Below are 24,684 nucleotides of genomic sequence, written 5' to 3'. Positions count from 1 at the left end.
TCACTCCCTAGAAAATGTTAATTCGCTATTAATGTTTCTTTTTATGGCGCAAGCCTGTCGGTCTGCCAGGAAAAATCCTCCTGAATTTTATATCGGATGCGGTCATGCAGGCGGTTTGGCCTTCCCTGCCAGAATTCTATCTCCACAGGTTTTACGATATAGCCTCCCCAGTTATTTGGACGGGTTATTTCTTTACCTGAGTATTTTTTTTCCAACGCTGTAAGATTTCCCTCTAAAAATTCCCTTGAGGGTATTACCTCACTTTGGGGTGATACTATAGCACCCAGCCTGCTGCCTTCAGGGCGGCTTTCAAAATAGCCGTCTGAGATATTTTCAGCTACCTTTTCGGCCACACCTTTAATTATGACCTGCCTTTCGAGTTCATGCCAGAAAAATGAAAGGCATACGTTCGGGTTCGCAGCGATAGCCCTGCCCTTCTCAGAATTATAATTGGTATAGAAAATAAAACCCTCATAAGTGAATTGCTTTAATAATACAACTCGTGACTTCGGGAAGCCATCCAGCCCAAGAGTGGAGACTGTCATGGCATTTACTTCTGCGGTGCTGCCAAATTCTTCCACTTCAAGAAACCAGTTCCTGAAAAGCGTTATGGGGTCTTCAGGCAGGTTGTCTTCGGTTAGCTGGTTTTTTTCGTAGGATTTTCTATAGTTGCTTAAGTCGGTCATTTTTATTAGACTGTTAGATTATTAGATGTTAGACAGCAAGGCATGAAACGAATATTAAATATATTGAATTTTGATCACTCTGAAAGTCTAATAATTCAATATCTAGTAACCTGAAATACTAAAACTCAAAAACCTTCCTATCATCTGCCAGCAGCACGTTTTCGAAAATAGTCTGTGCCTCTTCTTTAAATAATTCTATTGAGCTGTAACGCGTCGAAAAATGCCCCAGTATCAATTGTTTCACGTTAGCCATCTTGGCTATTGCAGCGGCCTGTTTAGCGGTGGTATGCATTGTCTTTTCGCAAAGGTGTGCCTCGGAATCCAGGAAAGTGCTTTCATGGTAAACAACATCCACATCCCTGATCAACGGCACTATGGTTTCATCATAAACCGTATCCGAACAAAATGCATAGCTCTTTGGCGGTGGCGGGTCGAAGGTCAGTTCAGCGTTAGGTATTGTCCTGCCATCATCAAGGGTGATATCGCTGCCGTTTTTTATCTTTTGGTAATACGCTGTATGAATGCCATAGCTTTGTACTACATCAATGTTCAGCTTTCGTTCACCCGGTTTTTCCCTGAATAAAAAGCCATTGGTGTATACCCTGTGTTTTAGTGGTATCGTCGAAACTATAACCTTATCGTCCTCAAATATCACTTCAGGCTCTTTGCTGTCAAGCTCTTGAAAATACAGGTTATATCCTGTCCAGGAGTTGGAGAGCTTTAATTGCAACAGCGTAATCTCTTTCGTGCCTTTCGGGCCGTACACATGAAGGTCGGTTTTCCTGTTAAGCAGCGAAAATGTCGATATAAGCCCGATAAGTCCGTAAAAATGGTCGCCGTGCAGGTGGGATATAAATACGTGGTTTATTTTAGAGAACCGCAGTTTGTTTTTCCTGAGCTGTACCTGCGTACCCTCGCCACAGTCTATGAGGAACATCCTGTTCTTCATTTCCAATACCTGCGATGTCGGGTTGGTCATCGTGCGTGGCGTGGCGGCATAACAGCCAAGAATGGTTAAGTGCATTTGTTCCAGGTTTAAGGTTTCAGGTTGCTCTTGGGAACAGTTAAACCTTAGAAAATAAAAATTATAAAATTAAAAGCCGAGGTCGCGCTCTATCTCCTCCATCTCTATGATATCATTGGCTTCAAGCGGCGTAGGGACAACCACCATCTCGTCCGGTAGATCATTAAAGTCGATGTCTTTTGCCACAAGCACAAAGGATTTCTTTGCTTCCCTGTGTGTGTTTGACAACGGCAGGAACGTAAGGATGGCATCGAGGGTTATGGTTGCGTCCTGACTCAGGTCGAGGATAATATTATGCTCTTTGTAGCTTTTGTATTCGGCGGTTACTTTGCCAAGGAAAGAAGCTACGTCTCCCTGTGTGTCCTTAATGGTTATGGTATGTCCTTTTTCTTCTACTTTCATTTTTTTGAGGTGCTTAGGTTCTTAGGAACTGAGTGTCTTAGACTCTTATTAGCTAAGGTACAAAGTTGAACGATAATTCAAATGCTATTTACAATATTTTATATCCGCTGAAAACTGAGACCGCGACTGTTTACTGCTTTATTTTCGATGCCAGCAGGTATATCACTGCCATCCGTATGGCAACGCCATTCTCTACTTGCTCCAGTATTACGGACTGCTGTGAATCGGCTACATCGCTGGTAATCTCAACCCCGCGGTTTATCGGGCCCGGGTGCATGATGACTATCTCTTTATTTAATGAATCGAGTAGTTCCTTATCTACACCATACTGTTGGGCATATTCGCGTGTTGACGGGAAGTAATTCACATCCAGCCTTTCATTCTGTACCCGCAGCATGTTGGCCACATCAGCCCATTCGAGTGCTTTGCGCAGGTTTGTCTCAACAGTCACACCAAGCGACTCTATGTATCGTGGTATAAGGGTTTTCGGGCCGCATACTTTCACTTCGGCACCCTGCATCTGCAACGCATATATATTGGATAAAGCCACCCTTGAGTGGAGAATATCACCTACTATCACTACCTTCTTACCTTCTACACCACCCAGCTTTTCGCGAATGGTATAGGAGTCAAGCAATCCCTGAGTCGGGTGTTCGTGCGCACCATCACCTGCATTTACGATGCTTGCTGACACATTTCTCGAAAGGAAATGGGCAGCTCCCGGCCTTTCATGGCGCATTACCACCATATCCACTTTCATCGAAAGGATATTGTTTACGGTATCGATCAGCGTTTCTCCTTTCTTTACCGACGACTGTGCCGCAGAGAAACTTATCACATCGGCAGAAAGCCTTTTCTGCGCCAGCTCAAAGGAGAGCTTGGTTCGCGTACTGTTCTCGAAAAATATGTTGGCTATGGTTATATCGCGTAGTGAAGGGACTTTCTTTATGGGGCGGTTGATCACTTCCTTAAACTGGTCGGCAGTTTCAAATATCAGGTCTATATCGCTTTTGTTGATATATTTTATCCCGAGTAAATGATTCACGCTTAGTTCTTTCATTGTGTTGTTTGTAGTTAGGGCTTATATTAAAAAAACACTGTCATCGCCGTCATTCTCTTTCCAGGACACCTTTACTTTCTCATCGTTGATGGCATCTACCTGGCGGCCGCGGTAATCGGGCTGTATGGGCAGGTGGCGGCTGAAACGGCGGTCTATGAGCACCATCAGTTCGATCTCTGCAGGGCGTCCGAACGATTGTATCGCGGTAAGCGCGGCGCGGATGCTTCGCCCGGTGTAAAGCACATCATCTATAAAGATGACTTTCTTGTTTTCCACTAAAAAGTCAATCTCGGTACGGTTGGCCTCCAATGGCTTATCCGACCTGCGGAAATCGTCCCTGAAGAAAGTTATGTCCAGGAACCCAAGCTTTATTTCGGGAACATTGTATTCGTCCTCAAGTATCTGCTTAATACGAGCCGCAAGGAAGCGCCCGCGGGGCTGTAGCCCAATGAGTACGGTATCGGAAAAATCGAGATGCTTTTCAATTAACTGGCAGGCCAAACGGTGGAGGATGATATTGACTTCCGTTGAAGTGAGCAATATTTTCTGGCTCATAATGCGGTGTTGTGTTTGGTTTGTAAAAGTAGGTAAAAATTTCAAAAAATTAAAACCTGACCGACATTTCAAAAATGCTAATGTGGAGCCAATTAATTCAATTTTAACAAAAACATCTTTTAACTGACTTAATTTTATAGTAATAACCTAAAAAACAAAAAATCATGCAAAACAGGGTAATCAAACTCAGCTTATTTGCAATGCTGTTATCATTAGTGACAAGCTGCGAAGTGGTAGGCGATATTTTTAAAGCCGGTATGTGGGTCGGTGTTATTATAGTAATTGCTGTAGTAGGACTGATCATTTGGCTCATCAGCCGTTTCAGGAAATAATAAAAGGGCCGTTAAGGCCCTTTGTTCTTTATAAATTTTGCTCAATTATAAGCTAGTCCATTAATTATACATTTTCGAGCGCAGCTCTTTTACTTTGTCATCATCAAGGTAGTCATCGAACGTCATGTAGCGGTCGATAACCCCTTTTGGTGTGATTTCCAGCACACGGTTGGCAACGGTTTGTGCAAACTCGTGGTCATGGGTTGTGAAGAGCACTGAGCCTTTAAAGTTCTTCAACGAATTATTAAATGCGGTGATCGACTCAAGGTCAAGGTGGTTTGTAGGCTCGTCAAGCATCAGCACATTTGCACGCATCATCATCATACGCGAAAGCATACAACGCACTTTCTCGCCTCCCGATAATACCCTGCCCGTTTTCAGCGCCTCTTCGCCGCTGAAGATCATCTTACCAAGGAAGCCACGGATATATACCTCATCGCGTTCCTCTTCTGTCTTGGCCCATTGGCGAAGCCAGTCAACAAGGGTAAGGTCGTTCTCAAAAAATGAGTGGTTATCTGCCGGAAGGTAGGACTGTATGGTTGTAATACCCCAATCGAAAGTACCGCTCTCCGGTTGTATGTTACCGTTAAGTATCTCATAAAAAGCAGATGTAGCACGGGAATCCCTTGAGAAAATAACGATCTTATCGCCTTTGGCCATATTAAGGTCAACGTTCTTAAACAACACTTCGCCATCTACAGATGCGCTAAGGTCTTTTACGTTAAGTATCTGGTCGCCCGCCTCACGCTCCTGCTCGAAAATAATGGCCGGATACCTCCTGCTCGATGGCTTGATATCATCTACTTTAAGTTTTTCAAGCATTTTTTTACGGCTGGTAGCCTGTTTCGATTTGGCTACGTTGGCGCTGAAACGCATGATGAAATCCTGGAGCTCTTTTTTCTTCTCATCCGCTTTCTTGTTCTGCTGGGCCCTTTGCCTTGCAGCCAATTGGCTTGATTCGTACCAGAACGTATAGTTGCCTGAATACTGGTTTATCTTGCTAAAATCAATATCGGATATATGTGTACATACCGCATCAAGGAAGTGCCTGTCGTGCGATACAACAATTACAGTATTGTCGTAATTTGCCAGGAAATTTTCAAGCCAGGAAATGGTTTCAAAATCCAGGTCGTTGGTAGGCTCATCCATAATTAGCACATCCGGGTTGCCAAATAAGGCCTGCGCCAATAGTACACGTACTTTCAGCTTGCTGTCAAGATCGCCCATCAATGTATAATGGTAGTCTTCAGAGATACCAAGGTTAGAAAGCATGGAAGCAGCGTCAGAATCAGCATTCCAGCCGTTCATTTCTTCAAAGATTACCTGAAGCTCTCCTACCCTTTCGCCATCTTTATCAGAGAAATCAGGCTTAAGGTAAATCTCGTCCATTTCTTTTTTTACGGCATAGAGCGTTTTGTTGCCCATTAATATCGTTTCGAGCACGGTATGCTCATCAAACATATTGTGGTTCTGGTTCAGTACCGACATCCTTTTGCCCGGCTCAAGGTATACATGCCCTGAAGTCGGGTCGATATCGCCTGCCAGTATTTTAAGGAATGTCGATTTACCGGCACCGTTAGCCCCGATGATTCCGTAGCAATTGCCTTGTGTGAACGATGTATTTACTTCGTCAAATAAAATCCTTTTACCGAATTGTACCGATAAATTAGAAACTGATAGCATTTTAAAAAATTTTTGCAAAAATACAAAAATTTAAGCATCATTAGGTATATTGCACCATAATGGATAATGAATTCTTATTTTAACGCCGTGTTAACACTATTAAAGCCATAATAAAATATTTTTGCTTTTGCGCAATTATCACCTAATGTCATACCTCAGCAAGACCGGATTACTATTTTGCTTTCTGCTCCTGATCACATCTTGTAAAAAAGATGACGATTTTACGGCCTATTTTGGAGGACAGGTTATAAACCCGCGTAACAACTATATTGTATTCAGCAAAGACGATAAAGTTATCGATACCCTCCGCCTGGATAAAGACAACCGCTTTTTTATAAAATTCGACTCCCTTACCCCCGGGCTCTACAGTTTCAAGAACGAGCCTGATTATCAATATGTTTATTTCGAGAAAAATGACAGCATAATGGTTTCTATTGACCCTTCGGATTTTGATGAGTCGATAGTATTCAGCGGACGGGGTGAAAAGAAAAATAATTTTATGATGGAGCTTTATCTCCTTCATGATGCCGACAGGAACAAGACATATAATGTATATGATCTCGAATACAGCAAGTTCATAAAATCAATAGACTCAACCTACCGGCTCAGGAAAGCTTTTTATGAAAAAAACAAGGCAGCAATAAAATGGAGCAATGAGTTTGATTTTTATGCATTATCCCGGGTTAACCTTAACTATTACACTAAAAAAGAATACTACCCATACATACATGCCAGGCGGACAGGAAAAGAAGTAAGGTCGCAGCTTCCGAAAGGTTTCTATGACTTCAGGAAAACCATTGATTACAATGATACCAAACTGCTGCACTATTCGCCCTATCTGCGCTATTTATCGGCCATGCTCAACAATATGGCAATTACCAAAGATCATAAAAGCAGCAGCTTACAGGAACAATTATACAGGGATAACATCGAAAAACTTAACATTGCCGATTCCATTTTTTCTAACAATAAGGTGAAAAATGTAGTCCTAAACAACATCGCTTTTAGTTACCTGCTTGAAGACCAAAACATAGCCAACAACAAAAAATTCCTTGACCGCTACCTGCAACTCTCTACTGATGACAGTGAAGATAACGAGATCCGTAAAATAGGAAATGCCATACAGTTGCTTAAGGAAGGCAGCAAATTACCCGATGTGAAATTAGTAGACAGCAATAACAAGCCCTTTGATAGTAATACTATAAAAAAGGAGACTGTCATCTTCTTCTGGACGGGTTGTGCCATGGCCCAGGCCGAAATGATTTACGAAAAAATAAACAGCCTGAAAAAAACGCATCCTGCTACTGATTTCATAGCTGTTAATGTAGATGAGGATCGTGAGTGGAAAAAAACAGTGCCGCAATTCAGTGCAGAAAAAGTGCTGCAACTCCGTGCTGCTGACTTTACCGCTTTGCGTGACAAGTGGGTAATTACCAAAATAAGCCGTACCATTATCCTCAATCCCGGCGGCACGATCAAAAATGCTTTCGCCAACCTGATGGATGAAAAGTTTGAAGAAGAACTTAAATAAAAATAGCCCCGAATTATCTAAATTCTCCAATATTGAATTGGTGAAATTTGCGTAATTCGGGGCTACAATAATAACCTGATTTTATCTCGAATAATTCGGTGATTCCTGTGTGATGGTCACATTGTGCGGATGACTTTCTGAAATTCCGCTTGACGTAATACGCACGAACCTTCCTGTTTCCTGCAAGGTCGGGATGTCTTTAGATCCGCAATAGCCCATACCGGCACGAAGTCCGCCCACGAACTGGAGCATGCTCTCGAACAGTTCGCCTTTGTAAGGTACGCGGCCTACGATACCTTCCGGTACCAGTTTTTTAACATCGTCTTCCACATCCTGGAAATAACGGTCTTTCGATCCTTCTTTCATAGCCTCCACTGATCCCATGCCACGATAGGATTTGAATTTCCTGCCCTCGAAAATAATAGTTTCACCCGGCGATTCCATCGTACCCGCTAGTAGCGAGCCAAGCATCACGCAATCAGCTCCTGCAGCAATGGCTTTCGGAATGTCGCCTGTATAACGGATACCGCCATCGGCAATAACCGGTACGCCGGTGCCGCGCAATGCAGCAGCAACCTCGAGCACAGCTGAGAATTGCGGGAAGCCCACACCTGCCACCACACGTGTAGTACAGATGGAACCCGGCCCTATACCTACTTTCACGGCATCAGCGCCATTCTCGGCAAGGTATAGTGCGGCTTCCGGTGTGGCGATGTTGCCAACGACCACATCAAGGTTCGGGAATTTGGCTTTTACCAACTTTAACACATCAACCACGCCTTTAGTATGGCCATGCGCAGTATCTATAATAACTGCGTCAACACCCGCGTTTACGAGCGCTTCGGCCCTTTGCACCGCATCGGCAGTAACGCCAAGGGCAGCGGCAACGCGTAGGCGGCCAAATTTATCTTTATTCGCTATAGGTTTTTGTGTCAGTTTTGTAATGTCCCTGAATGTGATGAGGCCAACGAGCTTATAATCGCCGTTTACTACCGGAAGTTTTTCGATCTTATTTTTCTGGAGGATGCCTTCTGCTACCGTAAGGGTCGTTCCTTCGCCGGCAGTAACAAGGTTTTCCGATGTCATTACCTCAAGGATCGAACGGCTGTTGTCTTTCTCAAAACGCAGGTCACGGTTGGTAACAATGCCTTTCAGGGTGCCGTTTTCGTCAACCACAGGGATACCGCCAATGCCGTATTCTTTCATAACATTTTTGGCATCACCTACGACAGACGTAAGCGGAAGCGTAACCGGGTCGATTATCATTCCTGACTCCGCCCTTTTCACTTTGCGCACCTCAGTAGCCTGCTGCTCAATGGTCATGTTTTTGTGGAGAACGCCAATGCCGCCTTCGCGGGCCATAGCGATTGCCATAGCGCTTTCGGTAACGGTATCCATTGCTGCGGAAACGATTGGCACGTTAAGGGTAATATTGCGTGAAAATTTCGACTGTATGCTTACGTCGCGGGGTAAAACTTCAGAGTAGTTAGGAACAAGTAGAACATCATCGTAGGTAAGGCCTTCGCCGATGATTTTAGCTGTGTGTGCTTTCATGTTGCAATTTGTAGTTAAATTGCATGCAAATATAAGCATTTTTAAATTACAAAAGGCAAATACCAAATTTCAAAATTTACACGTAATGCCTTTTAAATTATGAGTAGTAAAATAAACTTAGTGAACTTTATTATTAAATTTAGTTTTTAATTATAATCCATGAATCGAAAGAAAAACAATTTGTTATCATCTAAAGAAATTATTTGGCTTTTAGTACTAACAGTAGCAATCTTGACAAGCCCATATATTTTTATCCAAACCTCGTTTTGGTTTTCGTTAGACAATGATACCTCTGCAAAAATTGGTGATTCAATTGGCGGCATTACAGCACCTTTTATTGGGTTATTAAGCAGCATACTTGTATATATTGCATTTAAAGCTCAATACAGGGCGAACCAAGATATAAAAAATCAATTTCAACAACAAAGTGAAGATTTTTTATTTTTTAAATTAATGGATGGGTTATATGACAGGATTAGGAGTGCTGTCATATCCGACATAAAAGGAAATGAGCAAACAGGGCATCAGGTACTTACCTTATTAAGTAAAAGATTTCGTAGTCATTTAAGCGGAGCTTGTCAAAATATTGGATTTAATTTATTAGTAACAAATCCGCAAGATTTAAAAAATGAGTATTTTGACATGATAGTTGAAGATTTATCATTGAGCAGTTTTTCAACTGGCAATGACTTAAAATTACACATAGAGTCTTTTGAATTAGAAAATGATAGACGAATTGCACTGAATGAACTAAGATTCAAAATGGGTGATGTTTACAAAAATATTGGGAAAAGTGAATTTTACTTTTTATCTTTTGAAAATCGTCGAAATATTTACAATGACATATATAATAGAATATTTGAAGATTTTGGAGGATTCATTAATAGTTATATTATTAATATTGAATATTTACTAAAATTTATAAAACAACATAAAGAAAATGATTTTTATTTTGATTATCTAAAAAGCAATATGACCGTCTTCGAAAAAATTTTAATATTCTATTACTGTACATCTAATGAAAGTAGTCCAATTTTGAAAAAACTATTAAAAGAATTTAAAATTTTAGAAGACTTAGTAACTAGTAGAAAATTACTTTTTAATATAAATAGTGAGAATGAATTTCAAAATGAGTTAGATGAAATACTTAAAACTAATTTATGATGCCCGAGAAGCTATAAATTTGCCCTTATATGATGCCTAAAGTATACTAACAGCATTTGAATGATATCAATCGGCTGAAATACTAAAATCATAATTCTAATATATAATTATTTTAAGTATGTTATCAAGTGAGCAAAAATCTAAATTTATGAGTTTATGTGTCGAAATCATCGACTTAAATATACTTGCATATTTTTATACTGAAAAATTAAATAATCTCGCAAATCTTTTTCAGAAATCTACAAGACAAAAGGTCATGGAAGAATTTATTGCTTTACGATATATGGAAAATGGAATTATTCTTCATCTTACAAATCTTGATGATGACAGTTCTGATTTCTCTTTTAAGGCGGTTTTAAAAGAGATAAATAAAGGTACACTGAATGTCAAAGAAAAGAAAATGATAACAAATAGAGTTGGTATATATCGTAAAAAAATTAATAATCTAAAGACAAAACATCGAAATATAAGAATCGCACATTTGAATTATCTTGAAGATTTAAGAATTGACGAATTTTTGGAGTATGACAATTATATCAAATTATTAATCATCTATGCAAATGAAATTGGGGACTTATTGTGGGGTGAAAAAATTGAAATGAAATTTAGACTTGGTAGCCTTGAAGGAATAATAAATTTTAGGGACCGATTTGAATGTTCAAAATTCAATCGATAATACCTTTAGACAATGTATACGCATCAGCAAAAGAATTAATCGAATAAATCGCGCTTTAATTGATTAAATCGTTTCGCTCCATCACAAAATCTTTACAATACTCTTTTATCATTCCCCTCACCCGCCTGAACTCCTCCATAACCTCCTCTTCGGTTCCGGTTGCTTTGGCAGGATCCGGAAAGTTATAGTGGAATTTTTGCGCCTTGCCGGGAAAGTACGGGCAATGCTCCTTTGCGTTGTCGCAAACGGTAATGACATAATCAAACGTAATATCGCCATATTCGTCGATATTGTTGGATGTATGGCCGGATATGTCGATGCCGTCTTCCTTCATCACCGCAATAGCTTTCGGGTTGACACCATGCGTTTCTATACCCGCGCTGTATACTTCCGATTTCTCCCCTGCAAAAAGGCGCAGGTAGCCTTCTGCGATCTGGCTGCGGCAGCTATTGCCGGTACACAGCACTAAAATTTTCTTTGTTTCCATAATTTGTTTTAGTTTTAGGTTTGATATAGGTCGGCGTTGAACCGGTAGTATCTTTAAGTTTTGACTGCAAAATATTTTCTCCGGAACCAGAAGGCTACGTTTACCAATGCTATAAGCGCAGGCACTTCTACCAAAGGGCCTATAACGCCCGCGAAAGCCTGTCCGCTGTTGATGCCAAAGACACCGATGGCAACGGCTATGGCAAGCTCGAAATTATTGCCGGTTGCCGTAAAGGCAATGGAAGCGCTTTTTGAATAATCGGCCCCAAAGTATTTGCCCGTAAAAAAACTGGCTATAAACATTACGGCAAAGTAAATGACCAACGGTATAGCGATGCGGATAACGTCCATCGGGATCTGCACTATGAGTTCGCCCTTAAGGCTAAACATAATGATTATCGTAAACAGTAATGCTATAAGCGTTACAGGCGAAATGAACGGAATGAATTTTTTGGCGAACCACTCCTCCCCTTTCATCTTTATGAGCACATAACGAGTGATAATACCCAATGCAAAGGGAATGCCGAGATAAATACCCACGCTTTCGGCTATTTGTACAATGCTGATATCCACAACAAAGCCATCGTACCCAAAGTAAGGCGGAAGTACCGTTATAAAAAGGTAGGCGTAAACGCTGTAAAGCAGCACCTGGAAGATGCTGTTGAGAGCGATCAGCCCCGCAGCATACTCACGGTTGCCTTCTGCAAGGTCGTTCCATACTACAACCATGGCAATGCAGCGGGCAAGGCCTATAAGTATCAGCCCGACCATGTACTCAGGATAGCTGTGCAAAAACAGGAGTGCCAAAAAAAACATCAGCAATGGCCCTACTATCCAGTTAAGAAAAAGTGAAGCACCCAATATTTTGGTGTTTTTCAGCACCTCTCCCATTTCCTCATATTTCACTTTTGCAAGCGGCGGATACATCATAAGGATTAGTCCTATTGCGAGGGGAATGTTAGTCGTGCCACTTGAAAAGGAGTTGATAAAATCGCTACTGGATGGAATGAAATAGCCTAATCCTACTCCTATAGCCATAGCAAGAAATATCCATAAGGTCAGGAATCTGTCAAGAAAGCCTAATTTTTTCCGGTTAGCCGCAGGGGTGCAATTATTTACTGACATAACTCTTATTTAACAGCAGCCTCCCCCGGGAGCACAACTATTGGTACCTATGTCAGACAGTGCGAGCTTTTGCTTGCTGGTTGGTACGCCGCAGGCATCCTGAGCCAGACAGGCTGTAGCCTTATTTTTCAGGATGAAATTTGTACCGTTAAAATCAAGGTCATATTTCCCTATAGTAGTTCCCTGGTATTCTACCTCGATTTCAAAATCGCCGATATCCAGCTTTTCTTCCGAAAGCTTTATGATGTTAAGTAGTTTCCAGGGTTTAAGGCGGTGATCAAAATCATTGGCATCCCATAGCTGGAAATTCACGTTCTGCTCGTGGCGTACGGTCCCGCCACAATCGATAAATCGTTTGTCAATAATACCGACCTCTGTTACATGAAAATGTTCCGGCACAAAATTTCCATTCTCCAATTGGAAAGCAACAGTATCAAGTTGCGGTAAAATCGTTTTAATTTCAGATAGTTTCATGGTAGTGTAGTTTTTAATTAACAGCAATCTTTTTTCTTCTCACTAAGTTTGGAGGCTATTCCTGCAAAGTACGCTTGCAGTCTTTCTATCGCTGCCTCATCAATACAATAGCAGATGGCTGTGCCTTCCACATTGCCTTTAATAAGCCCTGCATTCTTAAGCTCTTTAAGGTGCTGCGAAACGGTTGGCTGTGCTAATGGAAGTTCGTTCACGATGTCCCCGCAGATGCATTCATTTACCTTCAGCAGGTATTCGAGTATCGCCACTCGTGCGGGATGCCCAAGTGCTTTTGCTATTGTGGCGATCTGGTTTTGCGCATCGGTGAAAAGATCGGTCTTGGTAGTTCCCATTATCTTTATTTATATATTGCAATATTACGATAAATAAATTTACAGGAAAATTAATTTTTTGTTTTTAGCGAAAAAATAGTATCGGGACGAAAGAATGAAATGTTTTTGGGTTATCCTTTGAATTTAAATCTTTTTATACACCCACAGTATAAGTAAAATGAAGAATATCTTGGTTATGGATTCAAATACTCCATAACCCATTATGATCTGTAATATAAAAAACAAAACAGACACTATGACAGGCAACTTAAATTTTAAGAACCAGGTAATTAGCCAATTCGGTTTATTTTGAGTCTCCTGCATTTTACAATATAGAATGTGTTATTCTCCCGTTGCATTTGATTGAAAAAGTACCAAATCAACTTATCAACAATCACTAATGATACTCCCCAAATAGTTTCGTAGCTTCATTATAAGCGCTCTCGAAGCTCATGGCGCGGAGGTTGTGGTCGGCTTTTTGGGCTGTAAAGTAGGACAGCATTTTTTCGGTAGGCATATTGCCGGTGAGGTCATCCTTTGCCATTGGGCATCCACCAAAGCCCTGTATCGCACCATCAAAACGAAGGCAGCCGGCTTTGTAGGCCGCATTTACTTTTTCATGCCATTTATCGGGTGTGGTATGCAGGTGTGCTCCAAATTCTATGTTGGGATATTTCGTTATAAGGTTGGAGAATAAATAGCTAATAACTTCAGGCGTAGAACTGCCTATGGTATCGGACAATGACAATATTTTTACGCCCATCCCGGCCAGCTTTTCGGTCCACTCCCCTACCACATCTACATTCCACGGGTCGCCGTAGGGATTGCCGAACCCCATGGAAAGATAGGCAACGACCTCTTTATTTGACTTATCAGCAATGTTTAGTATCTCCTGCAAGGTCACAATCGATTCTGCTATGGTCTTGTGGGTATTCCGCATTTGGAAGTTTTCCGAAATAGAGAACGGATAACCCAGGTATTGTATCTGGGCATGCTGTGCCGCGGCGGCTGCACCCTGTGTATTGGCGATAATAGCGAGCAGCTTGCTTTCGGTAGCCGAGAGGTCGAGCATTGCTAAAACTTCAGCAGTATCCTGCATTTGTGGGATGGCCTTTGGCGAAACGAAACTGCCGAAATCAATCGTATCAAACCCAACCCTCAGAATGGATTGTATGTAAGCTGCTTTCTTTTCGGTAGCTATAAATGCCTTAATGCCCTGCATAGCATCCCTCGGACATTCGATAAGTTTGACTTTATTCATAGAACCCCAAAGATAAAAAAGAATTAGTGTTTACGAAATCGATTTCTTTATTTTAAGTTACAAAGTTGCAGAGTGTCAAAGTTTCAAAGTTTAGCTTCATCAGACTGGTGAAAAAATCTGCAACTTTGCTACTTTGACACTCTGCTACTTTGCAACTAATAGCCTTTTACAAATATCCTTAATAAGCCCAGGGCCTTCATATATAAAGCCTGTATAGAGCTGCACCAGGCTTGCCCCGGCTTCCAGTTTTTCCAGTGCATCTTCGGCGGTATGGATTCCGCCTACGCCAATGATAGGGAATGCCTTGTTGCTCTTTTCCGATAGGAAGCGGATAACCTCGGTCGAGCGTTTTGCCAGTGGCTTACCGCTCAGGCCACCCATTTCCGATTTGTTTTCCGATTGCAATCCTTCGCGGGAAATGGTGGTATTCGTAGCAATAACCCCAGCGATCTTTGTCGTTTTCACAATATCGATTATATCGAGCAGTTGCTCATCGGTCAGGTCGGGTGCGATTTTTAAAAGTATGGGTTTTGCTTTAGGCATGTTATTGTTCTTGTCCTGCAGCGTTTGAAGCAGTTTTGTAAGCGGTTCCTTGTCCTGTAATTCGCGGAGGTTCGGTGTATTGGGTGAGCTCACATTCACCACAAAATAATCTACATGATCGTATAAGGCATCAAAGCAAATTTCATAATCGCTGACTGCATCTTCATTCTGCGTTACCTTGTTTTTCCCGATGTTTCCGCCTATCAATACATGGCCTTTGCCTTTCGGATTTTTCTTAAGCCGTTCTACAGCAGCGGCTACGCCCCCATTATTAAACCCCATCCGATTGATAATGGCGCTGTCTTCGCGAAGGCGGAACAATCTTTTTTTCGGGTTGCCTTCCTGGGGTTTTGGCGTAAGTGTACCAATTTCGATAAATCCAAAGCCCAGCCCGGAAAGTTCTTTGTATAATTTGGCATCCTTATCCATTCCTGCAGCGAGGCCAACGGGATTTTTGAATTTCAGCCCGAAAACTTCGCGCTCGAGCCTTGGGTCGGAAACTTCGTAAACCGAGTTTAATGCGGACGGCATGCCCGGGATCTTGTTGAGGAAACGTATTAAAGAAAAAGTAAAGTGGTGCACTTTTTCGGGGTCGAAGCGAAAAAGCAATGGCCTGATGACTGATTTGTACATTGTTGTTGTGTTGTTGGTGCAAAAATAGGAATTATGCGGCAGTGTTCATATATTTTTTAACCGTTAGCTTGCAGTACTTGCACATTTCAATCCTATGCGTATATTTGGAAAACCAATAATTATGTTATGAACCTGGACATACAGAAGATCATCGACGATGCGCTCGCGGGCGGCGGGAATATTTCGCGGCAGCAAATAAAAGTTACAGTGAACGGAAAGAGGATGAATCTTAACGACAATGATTCTGATGATGACGATGATGACGGGCCGGTAAAATGCCCGCGCTGTGGCAATATCAAATCGGGCATTAGCAATATCTGCGATTCGTGCCAATATATTTTTGAGTCAGATTTGCTGAAAAGCCAACTTGAGGAATTGCGTGGACTGATCACTGAGCTTAAAAATTTCAGGAAAGGTACCCCCGATGATTATAATGAGCTTTTAACGGATATAGATTCCCAAATAGAAACTATCACTATGAGCTACGGGAATAATCCGGAAATAAAGTCAATGCTACAGAGCCATGCGAAAGAAAAAGAAACGATTGTAAAAGCACACAAGTCTAAAAAGCAAATGTCCGGCATTTTAAGTAAAGGATTACTTATTTTCACTATACTTGGAATTACAACTTACATTATGCAGCGCCCTGATAAAGCGCCTACAACCTCGGAAAAAATCGAACAATATATTAAGGAAAAAAATATAGGTAAAGCGAAAGCCCTGCTCCCTGACATTACCGGCTTTGCAGAAAAAACCAATTTTCAGGCAACACTCCAACAAATGGAACTTGACAGCCTGATAGGAGCGAAAGATTATGATGGGGCTTTAGAAGTTGTAAATCTTGAACCCAGCGTTATTGAACGCGACACTCAGATTGAAAAAATCCTCACTATAGAAATAACGGAATTAATAAAATCCAAAGAGTTTGATAAAGCCCGCAAAAGGGTTGAAATAATAGATGACACCTACTCACGCGACAAGCTGAAAGAAAAGATCAGCCTTGCTGAAAAGTTGAAGAAATAAAAAACCTGGCACAAATGGAATGAGGATCGTTTCTACTGCTAAATATCATAGTGATGATTCAATAGAAATGCAGTGCCTGGGTCTCACATGCTGTTAGCTTACTTATACGCGAGACGCATTCAATGCATCTCTACACAACCTATCTTGATGATCTTTGGAATTTACCGCTAAATCACAGACTTAAGAATTTTAGTATCTTTGTGGTATATAACCCATCAGCAAAAACTATATGCCATTCTTCATCGAAGTTATCCTTCCCCTTGCGCTTCCAAAGCCCTTCACCTACTCCGTCACACAGGCAGAATATGCCTTCCTGAAGCCAGGAATGCGGGTAGCGGTTCCTTTTGGTCGGAATAAGATCTATACGGGATTGGTAATAGCATTGCATGAAAACCCTCCACAGCTTTATGAAGCCAGGGAAATTCACCAGATACTGGATGATGATCCTTTGGTGACAGCTATCCAGCTTTCCCATTGGCAATGGGTGGCGAATTATTATATGTGCAGCATTGGCGAAGTATACAGGTCGGCAATGCCCAGCGGTTTTTTGCTGGAGAGCGAAACCATCATTACACAGCACAAGGATTTCAACAGCGAAACCGGCGACCTTACAGACGATGAATACCTGGTTTACGAAGCCTTGCAAAAACAGTCGGCACTCAAGGTGCAGGAAGTAGCGGCGATACTCAATAAAAAAACCATCCTTCCGGTTATCAACAGATTAATTACCAAGAACGCAGTGATGCTGCAGGAGGAAATGTCCGAAAAGTACAAGCCGAAGAGCATCCGCTACATCCGCCTGCCGGAAGAATTCATGCGCGAGGAACAACTGTCCGAATTAATTGAAGTATTGTCCCGTGCGCAAAAGCAGCGCGAAGCAGTGATGCAGTATTTCCAACTGCAGGCTTCGGAAAAGAAACCTGTTACAGCCAAAAAGCTGAATGATGCGGGAATAAATTCGACTATTATAAAATCCCTTGTAGATAAAGGCATTTTTGAGGAATATTACATTGATGAAGACCGGGTAAAGTTTGAAGGCAATGACGATGCCGGCTTTGGCCTCAGCCCGAAACAAAAAGAAGCCTTTGACGAAATAAAAACGAGCTTTGAACAGAAAGACGTTACATTGCTGCATGGCATTACCTCCAGCGGCAAGACCGAGATCTACATAAAGCTCATTGAAGAATATATCAATTCCGGACAGCAGGTGCTTTACCTCCTGCCGGAAATCGCACTGACGACACAGCTTGTCGTGAGGCTGACTGCCTACTTTGGCAATCAGGTGGCGGTATTCCATTCCAAATATTCGAACAACGAACGTGTGGAGGTTTGGAACCAGGTGCTTTCTGCTTCTGAAAAAGCAAAAGTAGTTATTGGCGCGCGCTCTGCCCTGTTCCTTCCCTATCAACATCTCGGCCTCATTATCATTGACGAAGAGCACGAGCCTACCTTCAAGCAGCAGGATCCGGCGCCCCGCTATCATGCGCGTGATGCGGCGATCGTTTTGGCGAATGCCCATAAAGCTAAGGTGCTGTTGGGATCGGCTACACCGGCAATTGAGACGTATTACAACGCATCGGGCGGCAAGTACGGCTATGTAGAACTTAAAGAACGTTACGGCAACGTAATGCCTCCCGAAATCCTTCTTATCGACCTGAAGGACAAATACAAGCGTAAGCAGATGACCGGGCATTTCAGCGACATGATGATTGAGGCCATTACCGAAACACTGGCTAATGGCAAGCAGGTCATCCTGTTCCAGAACCGCCGGGGGTACTCGCCATGGGTAGAGTGCTTAACGTGCGGCCATGTACCGCAATGCCCGCAATGCGATGTGAGCCTCACCTATTACAAATATAAAAACCAATTGCGTTGCCATTATTGCGGGCACCATATTGCGAAGCCAACACACTGCCATCAGTGCCAGTCGCCCGACCTTGACACCAAAGGCTTTGGCACAGAACAGATAGAGCTGGAATTGAAAACATTATTTCCTGATAAGCATTCCTGGCGTATGGATCAGGACACTACCCGCGGCAAGCATGGATACGAAAAGATAATAGATTCCTTTAAAAACAGGGAGATCGATATTTTAGTAGGTACACAAATGCTCGCCAAGGGGCTGCACTTTGACAATGTGGCCCTTGTTGGGATACTCAATGCCGACAACATGCTCTACCAGCCTGATTTCAGGGCGTTTGAGCGTGCTTACCAAATGATGGTTCAGGTTGCAGGGCGTGCAGGCAGGAAAGACCAGCGCGGAAAAGTATTGATACAGACGTACAACCCACTGCACAACATCATCCGCCAGGTAACGGACAATGATTACGAAGGAATGTATAAAGAGCAGCTGTATGAAAGACATAATTTTAAGTACCCTCCTTTCTTCAGGCTGGTGCGGGTAACATTGCGGCACAAGGATTATGAAAAGGTAAAGGATGCGGCTATCTGGCTGTTCAATGTACTATCGCAGCAGTTGGGCGTAACAGTGCTGGGGCCGGAAGAGCCGGGCATCAACAGGATACGCAATGAGTATATCCGTACTATAATGATAAAGATACCACAGGGGGCTGCGCTGGGGGGCACGAAAAAAGCTATAGAGAGAATACTGGCAAGCTTTGATGCCGTACCACAATACAGGGCTGTAAGGGTAACGCTAAACGCGGATCCGTATTGATAATTCCAGGAATAACAGTTGCTTTGGCTGGAAGTCGGGAAGCAAAAATTACATTGGAAAATGCCGCATTTCGACTGCGCTCAATATGACATTTTCCAATGTAATTTTTATTCAGACTATTAAGAAGGCTTGTTTAGCACTTTGGCCAAATCCTCTTTTTTATTTCGGCTCAGGGGAATTTGGGTCTTCCCTATTTCAGCGAATTTACTGTTGAAGCGCTGCACTTTGTCAATATTTATTATAAAGGATTTATGCACCCTCAGGAATTTATCGGCAGGCAGGTCGTTTTCAAAAGATTTCATAGTAGAAAGTACTAGGTGTGTATCGTCTTCGGTATTGATCTTTACATAGTCGCCAAAAGCCTCGATCCATTTTATTTTTGCTATGTAGACCTTAAAATTTTTGAGGTTGCTTTTTACAAAAATAAATTCGGCTTCCTCTTCGGAACCTTCATTTTTCATCTGGTGCATTTCTATGGCTTTTTGCACCGCCTTATAAAAACGCTCTTTGTTGACGGGTTTATGCAAATAGTCAACCGCAGCATAATCAAAAGCTTTAAGGGCATAATCTGATTTTGACGACACAAAGATGATCTGCGGCCTGGATTTAAGTCCGTCAAGCAGGTCAAAACCTGTTTGCACCGGCATTTCGATATCCAGGAACAGAAGGTCGACAGTTTTGTTAAGAATACAATTACGGGCATCTGACGCATTTGAAAAATCTCCAACAAGTGTCAGTTCCGGGTGCTCATTAACAAGTTTGGCTACAGTAATCCTATGTATTGTGCTATCATCAACAACAACACAGTTAAGTTTCATTTGTCATGCTCTGTTATAATGTTCAGTAATTTTATTTCGTTTTTTTAGTTTGGGATAAGACAAATATAAATAAAAAAAACACTTTTAACAATTCGAAAAAAAGCAATTTTATCCCTTGCGCATTAAATATAAATCACTAAATTTGCACCCAATTTTATAACAAATAAATATTTTTTATTATGAATCACTATGAAACTGTTTTCATCTTGAATCCCGTTTTATCTGAAACCCAGGTAAAGGAAACAGTAAGCAAGTTTGAAGATTATCTTACTTCAAGAGGTGCCCAGATCGTGTCTAAAGAAGACTGGGGATTGAAAAAATTAGCTTACGAGATCCAGCACAAGAAAAGCGGATTTTACACACTATTGCAATTCCAGGCTCCGGGCGAGGTGCTAATCGGCTTTGAAACCGAATTCCGCCGCGACGAGAGGGTTATGCGTTTCTTAACCGTAAGCCTTGACAAACATGCCATCTCATGGGCAGAAAGAAGAAGAGAAAAACTAAAAACTAAAGCAGCGAACTAATTATGTCAACAATAGAGCAGTCAGCTAAAGGAAAAAAAGACGGGGATATCAGGTATCTTACGCCTTTGAACATAGAGACGAACAAGACTAAAAAGTATTGCCGTTTCAAAAAATCAGGTATCAAATATGTAGATTACAAAGATCCTGATTTCTTACTGAAATTCGTAAACGAGCAGGGAAAATTGCTTCCGCGCCGTTTAACAGGAACTTCCCTTAAATACCAAAGGAAAGTATCTGTAGCTGTAAAAAGGGCACGTCATTTAGCATTAATGCCATATGTGGCTGATTTATTAAAATAAAAAGGAGTCAATATTATGGAACTTATACTTAAACAAGACGTACAGAATTTAGGTTTTAAAGATGATGTAGTTACCGTGAAAGCCGGATATGGCCGTAACTTCCTGATTCCACAAGGTTTTGCACATATGGCAACTCCTACAGCTAAAAAAGTTTTGGCTGAAAACCTTAAACAAAGGGCTTTTAAAGAGCAAAAAGTGGTAAACGAAGCTAAAGCAACTGCTGAAGCGCTTAAAGCACTTGAAATAAAACTAACTGCAAAAGCAGGCGGCGAAAAACTATTTGGTTCTGTAACCAATGCTGATATCGCTGAAGCGCTTGAAAAAGCAGGACAAACTATCGACAGGAAATTCATCACAAGCGGTATCGTTAAACGTACCGGTAAATACTCTGCAAGCATCAGGCTTCACAGGGATGTGATCGTAGACCTTCCTTACGAGATCGTTGCTGAGCAGGAAAAATAATTTTCTGAAATATCTAGAAAGCCTTCCAAACGGAAGGCTTTTTTTGTTTTACATACCCACACAACTTTGTAACTTTGCCACTTTGAAACTTTAGAACTTACAATGAAATACGCAAGACTTACCAAAGAACAACTTGAGGAACTGCACCCGGAATTTATAAACTTCCTCGCATCACAGTCTATAGATAAAAAGGAATGGGATACCCTGAAGCAGGAGAAGCCCGAAGTAGCCGAACAGGAGATTGATATCTTCTCCGACCTGATATGGGAAAATGTAGTCTCTAAAGCGGAATGGCTGGAACATTATTCTAAAAACCACATTTTCCTTTTTAAGCTCGACCAGGAGAAAATGGAAAGCATTGTTATCCATGCGCATACGCCTGTAGCTGATTTCCTTACCGAAGGCGGACTGCAATGGCTCAATGAAAATATCTTTTCGGACGAAGTGCAGATCCAACGCGGTGCCAAGCCTTTCAGCCAGGAAAGGAATGACGAGATATTCAGCCTCATCGAGCAGGGCGCAATTTTGAGTGACGGGACGTTGTATAAGCAGTTGGAAGATATGTTTTAGAAGAAGGGGCTGAGTTGCATAGGGACTTAGGGACTAAGAACCTTAGCTACTTACAACAATATTTAATATCTTTATATCGTTTTATAATAAATACTGCCATGGAAGATACAATGCTGATACAATTGACAGATAAAAAAGCTGCAAAGCTGTTGCGTGACCTTGAAGATCTTAAAATCATCAAAGTCATAAAGGAAAATATTGCCCCAAAACAAAAGCTTTCTGATAAATATCGGGGAAGCATCAGTAAAGAAGAAGGAGAAAAACTTAATAAACACATTGAAGACAGCCGGAACGAATGGGACAGGAATATCTAATTGACACTAATGTCATTTCAGGTTATTTCTCTGAATTGTTCAGTGAAAATTCACTGGATTTTTTAGATATTGTAACTAATCTGATTCCAAACATATCAGTAATCACTGAGATAGAAATACTAAGTTGGAAAACATCTACAGATGTTGAAGATGTTGTAAGAGACTTTGTATCTGACGGGATAGTATTTGGTATAACACCGGAAATTGTTGAAATATCTGTAAATATCCGAAGAAGGAAAAACATCAAAACTCCAGATGCTATTATAGCTGCAACAGCAGTGGCAAATAATTTCACTCTTATCACTTCTAATGAAAAAGATTTCAGAAATATCAAGGGATTAAAAATAATTAACCCTTATAAACTATAACTGTTCTTTTTAATTTTTCAAAAAAGTTGGCTAAATTAGCGGAGCAAACAAATTTCAGCCAATGAACATCGAACAGCAGATAAACGCACTTCGCGAAGAACTCAACCAGCACAATCATAATTACTACGTACTTGATGCCCCGACTATATCCGACTTTGATTTTGACATAAAACTGAAGGAACTACAGGAGCTGGAGGCAAAGCACCCTGAATTTTTCGATGCCGACTCCCCTACGCTGCGTGTAGGCGGTGCCGTTACCAAAAACTTCAATACAATACCGCATGAATACCGGATGTATTCACTGGACAACAGCTATTCTAAAGAAGAACTTTTAGAATGGGAAAAGCGTGTACAGAAAGGCATCGGCACTACTGATATACAATATACCTGCGAATTAAAATACGACGGCGCCTCAATAAGCATCACTTACGAGAATGGTAAACTGAGCAGGGCCGTAACACGTGGCGACGGTTTCCAGGGCGATGAAGTGACTACCAATATAAAAACCATTCGTGCGGTACCGCTTAAGCTAAAAGGCGATTATCCTGAAAAATTCGAGATACGCGGCGAGATCATCCTGCCTCTTGAAGGTTTTGCGAAAATGAACCAGGAAATACTGGCAAATGGAGGTACGGCTTATGCTAATCCACGCAATACTGCATCAGGTTCACTAAAGCTACAGGACAGTGCTGAAGTGGCCAAACGTCCGCTGGACTGTTTATTGTATTCCCTCATTGGGAATAACCTCCCGGTAAAAACACAGTTTGAAGGCCTGGGCAAGGCGCGCCATTGGGGCTTTAAAGTCCCTAAGGAAGCCCGTCTAGCCAATAGTATGGAAGAAGTGATGCAGTTCATTGATCATTGGGACACGCACCGCCATGACCTGCCCTATGAAACTGATGGCGTAGTGATAAAAGTAAACGACATCCACCAGCAGGAAGAACTAGGCTTTACATCCAAATCGCCCCGCTGGGCCATAGCCTATAAATTCAAGGCAGAACGTGCATTAACACGCCTTAAAGCCATCACCTACCAGGTGGGACGCACGGGAGCTATAACCCCGGTTGCCAACCTGGAACCGGTTCAGCTTGGAGGTACTACAGTAAAACGTGCTTCCCTCCACAATGCCGACCAGATAGAAAAGCTGGACATTCGCGAAGGCGACGAGGTATTTGTAGAGAAAGGCGGGGAGATCATCCCGAAAATTATAGCGGTTGATTTTACGAAAAGGCCGGAAAATTCAAAACCGACCATTTATATTGACAAATGCCCGGAGTGCTTTACCGAACTGGAACGCAAGGAAGGCGAGGCACAGCACTACTGCCCTAACTATTATGGCTGCCCGCCACAGATCATTGGGCGCATACAGCATTATATTTCGCGCAAAGCGATGGATATTGAAGGCCTTGGCGGCGAAACCGTTGCGTTGCTTTATAATTCAGGCCTGGTGCACAACTACGCAGACCTATACGAACTTAAAAAAGAACAGGTGGTGCCGTTGGAGCGTATGGCTGACAAATCGGCGGAGAACCTTGTTAACGGCATTGCCGCTTCCAAACAAATACCGTTCGAGCGTGTGCTTTATGCATTGGGGATACGCTATGTTGGCGAAACCGTTGCCAAAAAACTCGCCAAGCACTATAAAAACATTGACAATCTGGCGAATGCCTCGCTAATGGACTTGGTCTTAGTAGATGAGATAGGCGAACGCATTGCGCAAAGCGTGATTGAGTTTTTTGAGAATGAAGAAAACAGAAAACTTGTAGAGCGCCTTAAAAGCTATGGGGTGCAACTGGAAGCTTTGGCTAAAGCCGATACTACCGTAAGCAACAAGCTGGCCGGAAAAATATTTGTAGTATCGGGTGTATTTGAAAAATTCTCCCGCGATGACCTCAAAAAAGCCATTGAAGATAACGGCGGAAAAGTAGGAAGTTCCATCTCTTCCAAAACGGATTGTGTTGTTGCAGGAGATAATATGGGACCTGCCAAGCTTGAAAAGGCGAATCAGCTGGGTGTAAAGATCATTAGTGAGGAGGAGTTTATTGGATTAGTGGCAGAGTAGCAAAGTTTTAAAGTGGCAAAGTTTTTTTGTAGCAGCCTGTTCTTTACTT

At 41.9% G+C, this 24,684-nt stretch carries 27 protein-coding genes; 13 read left to right on the top strand and 14 right to left on the bottom strand.

The features are described 5' to 3' along the window. Nucleotides 1–41 precede the first annotated feature (41 nt). From pdxH to pyrR, 5 genes are all read right to left on the bottom strand, one after another. The gene (pdxH, locus tag AAEO56_RS08610; protein WP_341696635.1) at nucleotides 42–686 is read right to left on the bottom strand and encodes a pyridoxamine 5'-phosphate oxidase; all 645 of its coding nucleotides are present in this window, start codon (nucleotides 684–686) and stop codon (nucleotides 42–44) included. A gap of 118 nt (nucleotides 687–804) precedes the next feature. Continuing rightward, nucleotides 805–1,710 (bottom strand): ribonuclease Z, encoded by a 906-nt coding sequence (locus AAEO56_RS08605; protein WP_341696634.1) that lies wholly within the window; start codon nucleotides 1,708–1,710, stop codon nucleotides 805–807. Between the two features lie 69 nt (nucleotides 1,711–1,779). Then, complete coding sequence (locus tag AAEO56_RS08600) at nucleotides 1,780–2,112, bottom strand: ribonuclease Z (RefSeq protein WP_341696633.1); 333 nt, start codon at nucleotides 2,110–2,112, stop codon at nucleotides 1,780–1,782. Nucleotides 2,113–2,242: 130 nt separating this feature from the next. Further along, the gene (locus AAEO56_RS08595; RefSeq protein WP_341696632.1) at nucleotides 2,243–3,172 is read right to left on the bottom strand and encodes an aspartate carbamoyltransferase catalytic subunit; all 930 of its coding nucleotides are present in this window, start codon (nucleotides 3,170–3,172) and stop codon (nucleotides 2,243–2,245) included. A gap of 21 nt (nucleotides 3,173–3,193) precedes the next feature. Beyond that, entirely contained in the window at nucleotides 3,194–3,727 is a 534-nt protein-coding gene (pyrR, locus tag AAEO56_RS08590) for a bifunctional pyr operon transcriptional regulator/uracil phosphoribosyltransferase PyrR (protein WP_341696631.1), read from the bottom strand. A gap of 164 nt (nucleotides 3,728–3,891) precedes the next feature. Between pyrR and AAEO56_RS08585 the strand changes: the two genes are divergently transcribed. Continuing rightward, a complete protein-coding gene (locus tag AAEO56_RS08585; protein WP_341696630.1) occupies nucleotides 3,892–4,059 on the top strand; it encodes a hypothetical protein in 168 nt (55 codons plus the stop codon). A 60-nt stretch (nucleotides 4,060–4,119) separates the two neighbouring features. Here the strand turns inward: AAEO56_RS08585 and AAEO56_RS08580 are convergent, their stop codons facing one another. Continuing rightward, nucleotides 4,120–5,742, bottom strand: coding sequence for an ABC-F family ATP-binding cassette domain-containing protein (locus AAEO56_RS08580; RefSeq protein WP_341696629.1), 1,623 nt, complete (start codon nucleotides 5,740–5,742; stop codon nucleotides 4,120–4,122). Nucleotides 5,743–5,887: 145 nt separating this feature from the next. Between AAEO56_RS08580 and AAEO56_RS08575 the strand changes: the two genes are divergently transcribed. After that, nucleotides 5,888–7,273, top strand: a complete 1,386-nt coding sequence (locus AAEO56_RS08575) for a TlpA family protein disulfide reductase (RefSeq protein WP_341696628.1) — start codon at nucleotides 5,888–5,890, stop codon at nucleotides 7,271–7,273. A gap of 81 nt (nucleotides 7,274–7,354) precedes the next feature. Here AAEO56_RS08575 and guaB read toward each other — a convergent pair whose 3' ends face one another. Then, entirely contained in the window at nucleotides 7,355–8,827 is a 1,473-nt protein-coding gene (guaB, locus tag AAEO56_RS08570) for an IMP dehydrogenase (protein WP_341696627.1), read from the bottom strand. 159 nt (nucleotides 8,828–8,986) lie between these two features. On the opposite strand from guaB, the gene AAEO56_RS08565 reads away from it, so the two are divergent. After that, on the top strand, nucleotides 8,987–9,991 hold the full coding sequence (locus tag AAEO56_RS08565) for a putative phage abortive infection protein (RefSeq protein ID WP_341696626.1): 1,005 nt from the start codon (nucleotides 8,987–8,989) through the stop codon (nucleotides 9,989–9,991). A 118-nt stretch (nucleotides 9,992–10,109) separates the two neighbouring features. Then, the gene (locus AAEO56_RS08560) at nucleotides 10,110–10,667 is read left to right on the top strand and encodes a hypothetical protein (protein WP_341696625.1); all 558 of its coding nucleotides are present in this window, start codon (nucleotides 10,110–10,112) and stop codon (nucleotides 10,665–10,667) included. A gap of 55 nt (nucleotides 10,668–10,722) precedes the next feature. On the opposite strand, the gene AAEO56_RS08555 is transcribed toward AAEO56_RS08560, so the two are convergent. The 6 genes from AAEO56_RS08555 to AAEO56_RS08530 form a co-directional block, all read right to left on the bottom strand. Then, complete coding sequence (locus AAEO56_RS08555) at nucleotides 10,723–11,154, bottom strand: arsenate reductase ArsC (protein WP_341696624.1); 432 nt, start codon at nucleotides 11,152–11,154, stop codon at nucleotides 10,723–10,725. A gap of 53 nt (nucleotides 11,155–11,207) precedes the next feature. Then, nucleotides 11,208–12,278: an ACR3 family arsenite efflux transporter gene (gene arsB / locus AAEO56_RS08550; protein ID WP_341696623.1), complete on the bottom strand. Its 1,071-nt coding sequence runs from the start codon at nucleotides 12,276–12,278 to the stop codon at nucleotides 11,208–11,210. A gap of 9 nt (nucleotides 12,279–12,287) precedes the next feature. Beyond that, nucleotides 12,288–12,752 carry a DUF6428 family protein gene (locus AAEO56_RS08545; RefSeq protein ID WP_341696622.1) on the bottom strand — a complete coding sequence of 155 codons (465 nt, stop codon included), beginning with the start codon at nucleotides 12,750–12,752 and terminating at the stop codon, nucleotides 12,288–12,290. Between the two features lie 17 nt (nucleotides 12,753–12,769). Then, the gene (locus tag AAEO56_RS08540; RefSeq protein WP_341696621.1) at nucleotides 12,770–13,102 is read right to left on the bottom strand and encodes an ArsR/SmtB family transcription factor; all 333 of its coding nucleotides are present in this window, start codon (nucleotides 13,100–13,102) and stop codon (nucleotides 12,770–12,772) included. Between the two features lie 376 nt (nucleotides 13,103–13,478). After that, entirely contained in the window at nucleotides 13,479–14,342 is an 864-nt protein-coding gene (locus AAEO56_RS08535) for a beta/alpha barrel domain-containing protein (protein ID WP_341696620.1), read from the bottom strand. A gap of 144 nt (nucleotides 14,343–14,486) precedes the next feature. After that, the gene (locus AAEO56_RS08530) at nucleotides 14,487–15,518 is read right to left on the bottom strand and encodes a quinone-dependent dihydroorotate dehydrogenase (protein WP_341696619.1); all 1,032 of its coding nucleotides are present in this window, start codon (nucleotides 15,516–15,518) and stop codon (nucleotides 14,487–14,489) included. A 126-nt stretch (nucleotides 15,519–15,644) separates the two neighbouring features. On the opposite strand from AAEO56_RS08530, the gene AAEO56_RS08525 reads away from it, so the two are divergent. Next, complete coding sequence (locus AAEO56_RS08525; protein WP_341696618.1) at nucleotides 15,645–16,541, top strand: hypothetical protein; 897 nt, start codon at nucleotides 15,645–15,647, stop codon at nucleotides 16,539–16,541. 229 nt (nucleotides 16,542–16,770) lie between these two features. Beyond that, nucleotides 16,771–19,218 (top strand): replication restart helicase PriA, encoded by a 2,448-nt coding sequence (gene priA, locus AAEO56_RS08520; RefSeq protein WP_341696617.1) that lies wholly within the window; start codon nucleotides 16,771–16,773, stop codon nucleotides 19,216–19,218. 119 nt (nucleotides 19,219–19,337) lie between these two features. On the opposite strand, the gene AAEO56_RS08515 is transcribed toward priA, so the two are convergent. Beyond that, entirely contained in the window at nucleotides 19,338–20,036 is a 699-nt protein-coding gene (locus tag AAEO56_RS08515; RefSeq protein ID WP_341696616.1) for a LytR/AlgR family response regulator transcription factor, read from the bottom strand. Nucleotides 20,037–20,215: 179 nt separating this feature from the next. On the opposite strand from AAEO56_RS08515, the gene rpsF reads away from it, so the two are divergent. From rpsF to ligA, 7 genes are all read left to right on the top strand, one after another. Further along, nucleotides 20,216–20,560, top strand: coding sequence for a 30S ribosomal protein S6 (rpsF, locus tag AAEO56_RS08510; protein ID WP_341696615.1), 345 nt, complete (start codon nucleotides 20,216–20,218; stop codon nucleotides 20,558–20,560). Between the two features lie 2 nt (nucleotides 20,561–20,562). Beyond that, complete coding sequence (gene rpsR, locus AAEO56_RS08505; protein ID WP_341696614.1) at nucleotides 20,563–20,859, top strand: 30S ribosomal protein S18; 297 nt, start codon at nucleotides 20,563–20,565, stop codon at nucleotides 20,857–20,859. Nucleotides 20,860–20,874: 15 nt separating this feature from the next. Then, the gene (gene rplI / locus AAEO56_RS08500) at nucleotides 20,875–21,321 is read left to right on the top strand and encodes a 50S ribosomal protein L9 (RefSeq protein WP_341696613.1); all 447 of its coding nucleotides are present in this window, start codon (nucleotides 20,875–20,877) and stop codon (nucleotides 21,319–21,321) included. A 102-nt stretch (nucleotides 21,322–21,423) separates the two neighbouring features. Next, nucleotides 21,424–21,891 carry a DUF6495 family protein gene (locus AAEO56_RS08495; protein WP_341696612.1) on the top strand — a complete coding sequence of 156 codons (468 nt, stop codon included), beginning with the start codon at nucleotides 21,424–21,426 and terminating at the stop codon, nucleotides 21,889–21,891. Nucleotides 21,892–21,989: 98 nt separating this feature from the next. After that, nucleotides 21,990–22,205 (top strand): hypothetical protein, encoded by a 216-nt coding sequence (locus AAEO56_RS08490; protein ID WP_341696611.1) that lies wholly within the window; start codon nucleotides 21,990–21,992, stop codon nucleotides 22,203–22,205. Beyond that, nucleotides 22,187–22,573 carry a type II toxin-antitoxin system VapC family toxin gene (locus tag AAEO56_RS08485; protein ID WP_341696610.1) on the top strand — a complete coding sequence of 129 codons (387 nt, stop codon included), beginning with the start codon at nucleotides 22,187–22,189 and terminating at the stop codon, nucleotides 22,571–22,573. The genes AAEO56_RS08490 and AAEO56_RS08485 overlap by 19 nt, the downstream gene beginning before the upstream one ends. Before the next feature lie 61 nt (nucleotides 22,574–22,634). Further along, nucleotides 22,635–24,635 (top strand): NAD-dependent DNA ligase LigA, encoded by a 2,001-nt coding sequence (gene ligA, locus AAEO56_RS08480; RefSeq protein ID WP_341696609.1) that lies wholly within the window; start codon nucleotides 22,635–22,637, stop codon nucleotides 24,633–24,635. Nucleotides 24,636–24,684: the final 49 nt, after the last annotated feature.

The sequence above is a fragment of the Flavobacterium arundinis genome (assembly GCF_038289855.1).
GTDB classification, from domain to species: domain Bacteria; phylum Bacteroidota; class Bacteroidia; order Flavobacteriales; family Flavobacteriaceae; genus Flavobacterium; species Flavobacterium arundinis.
This window is presented reverse-complemented; position numbering and strand designations above follow the sequence as displayed.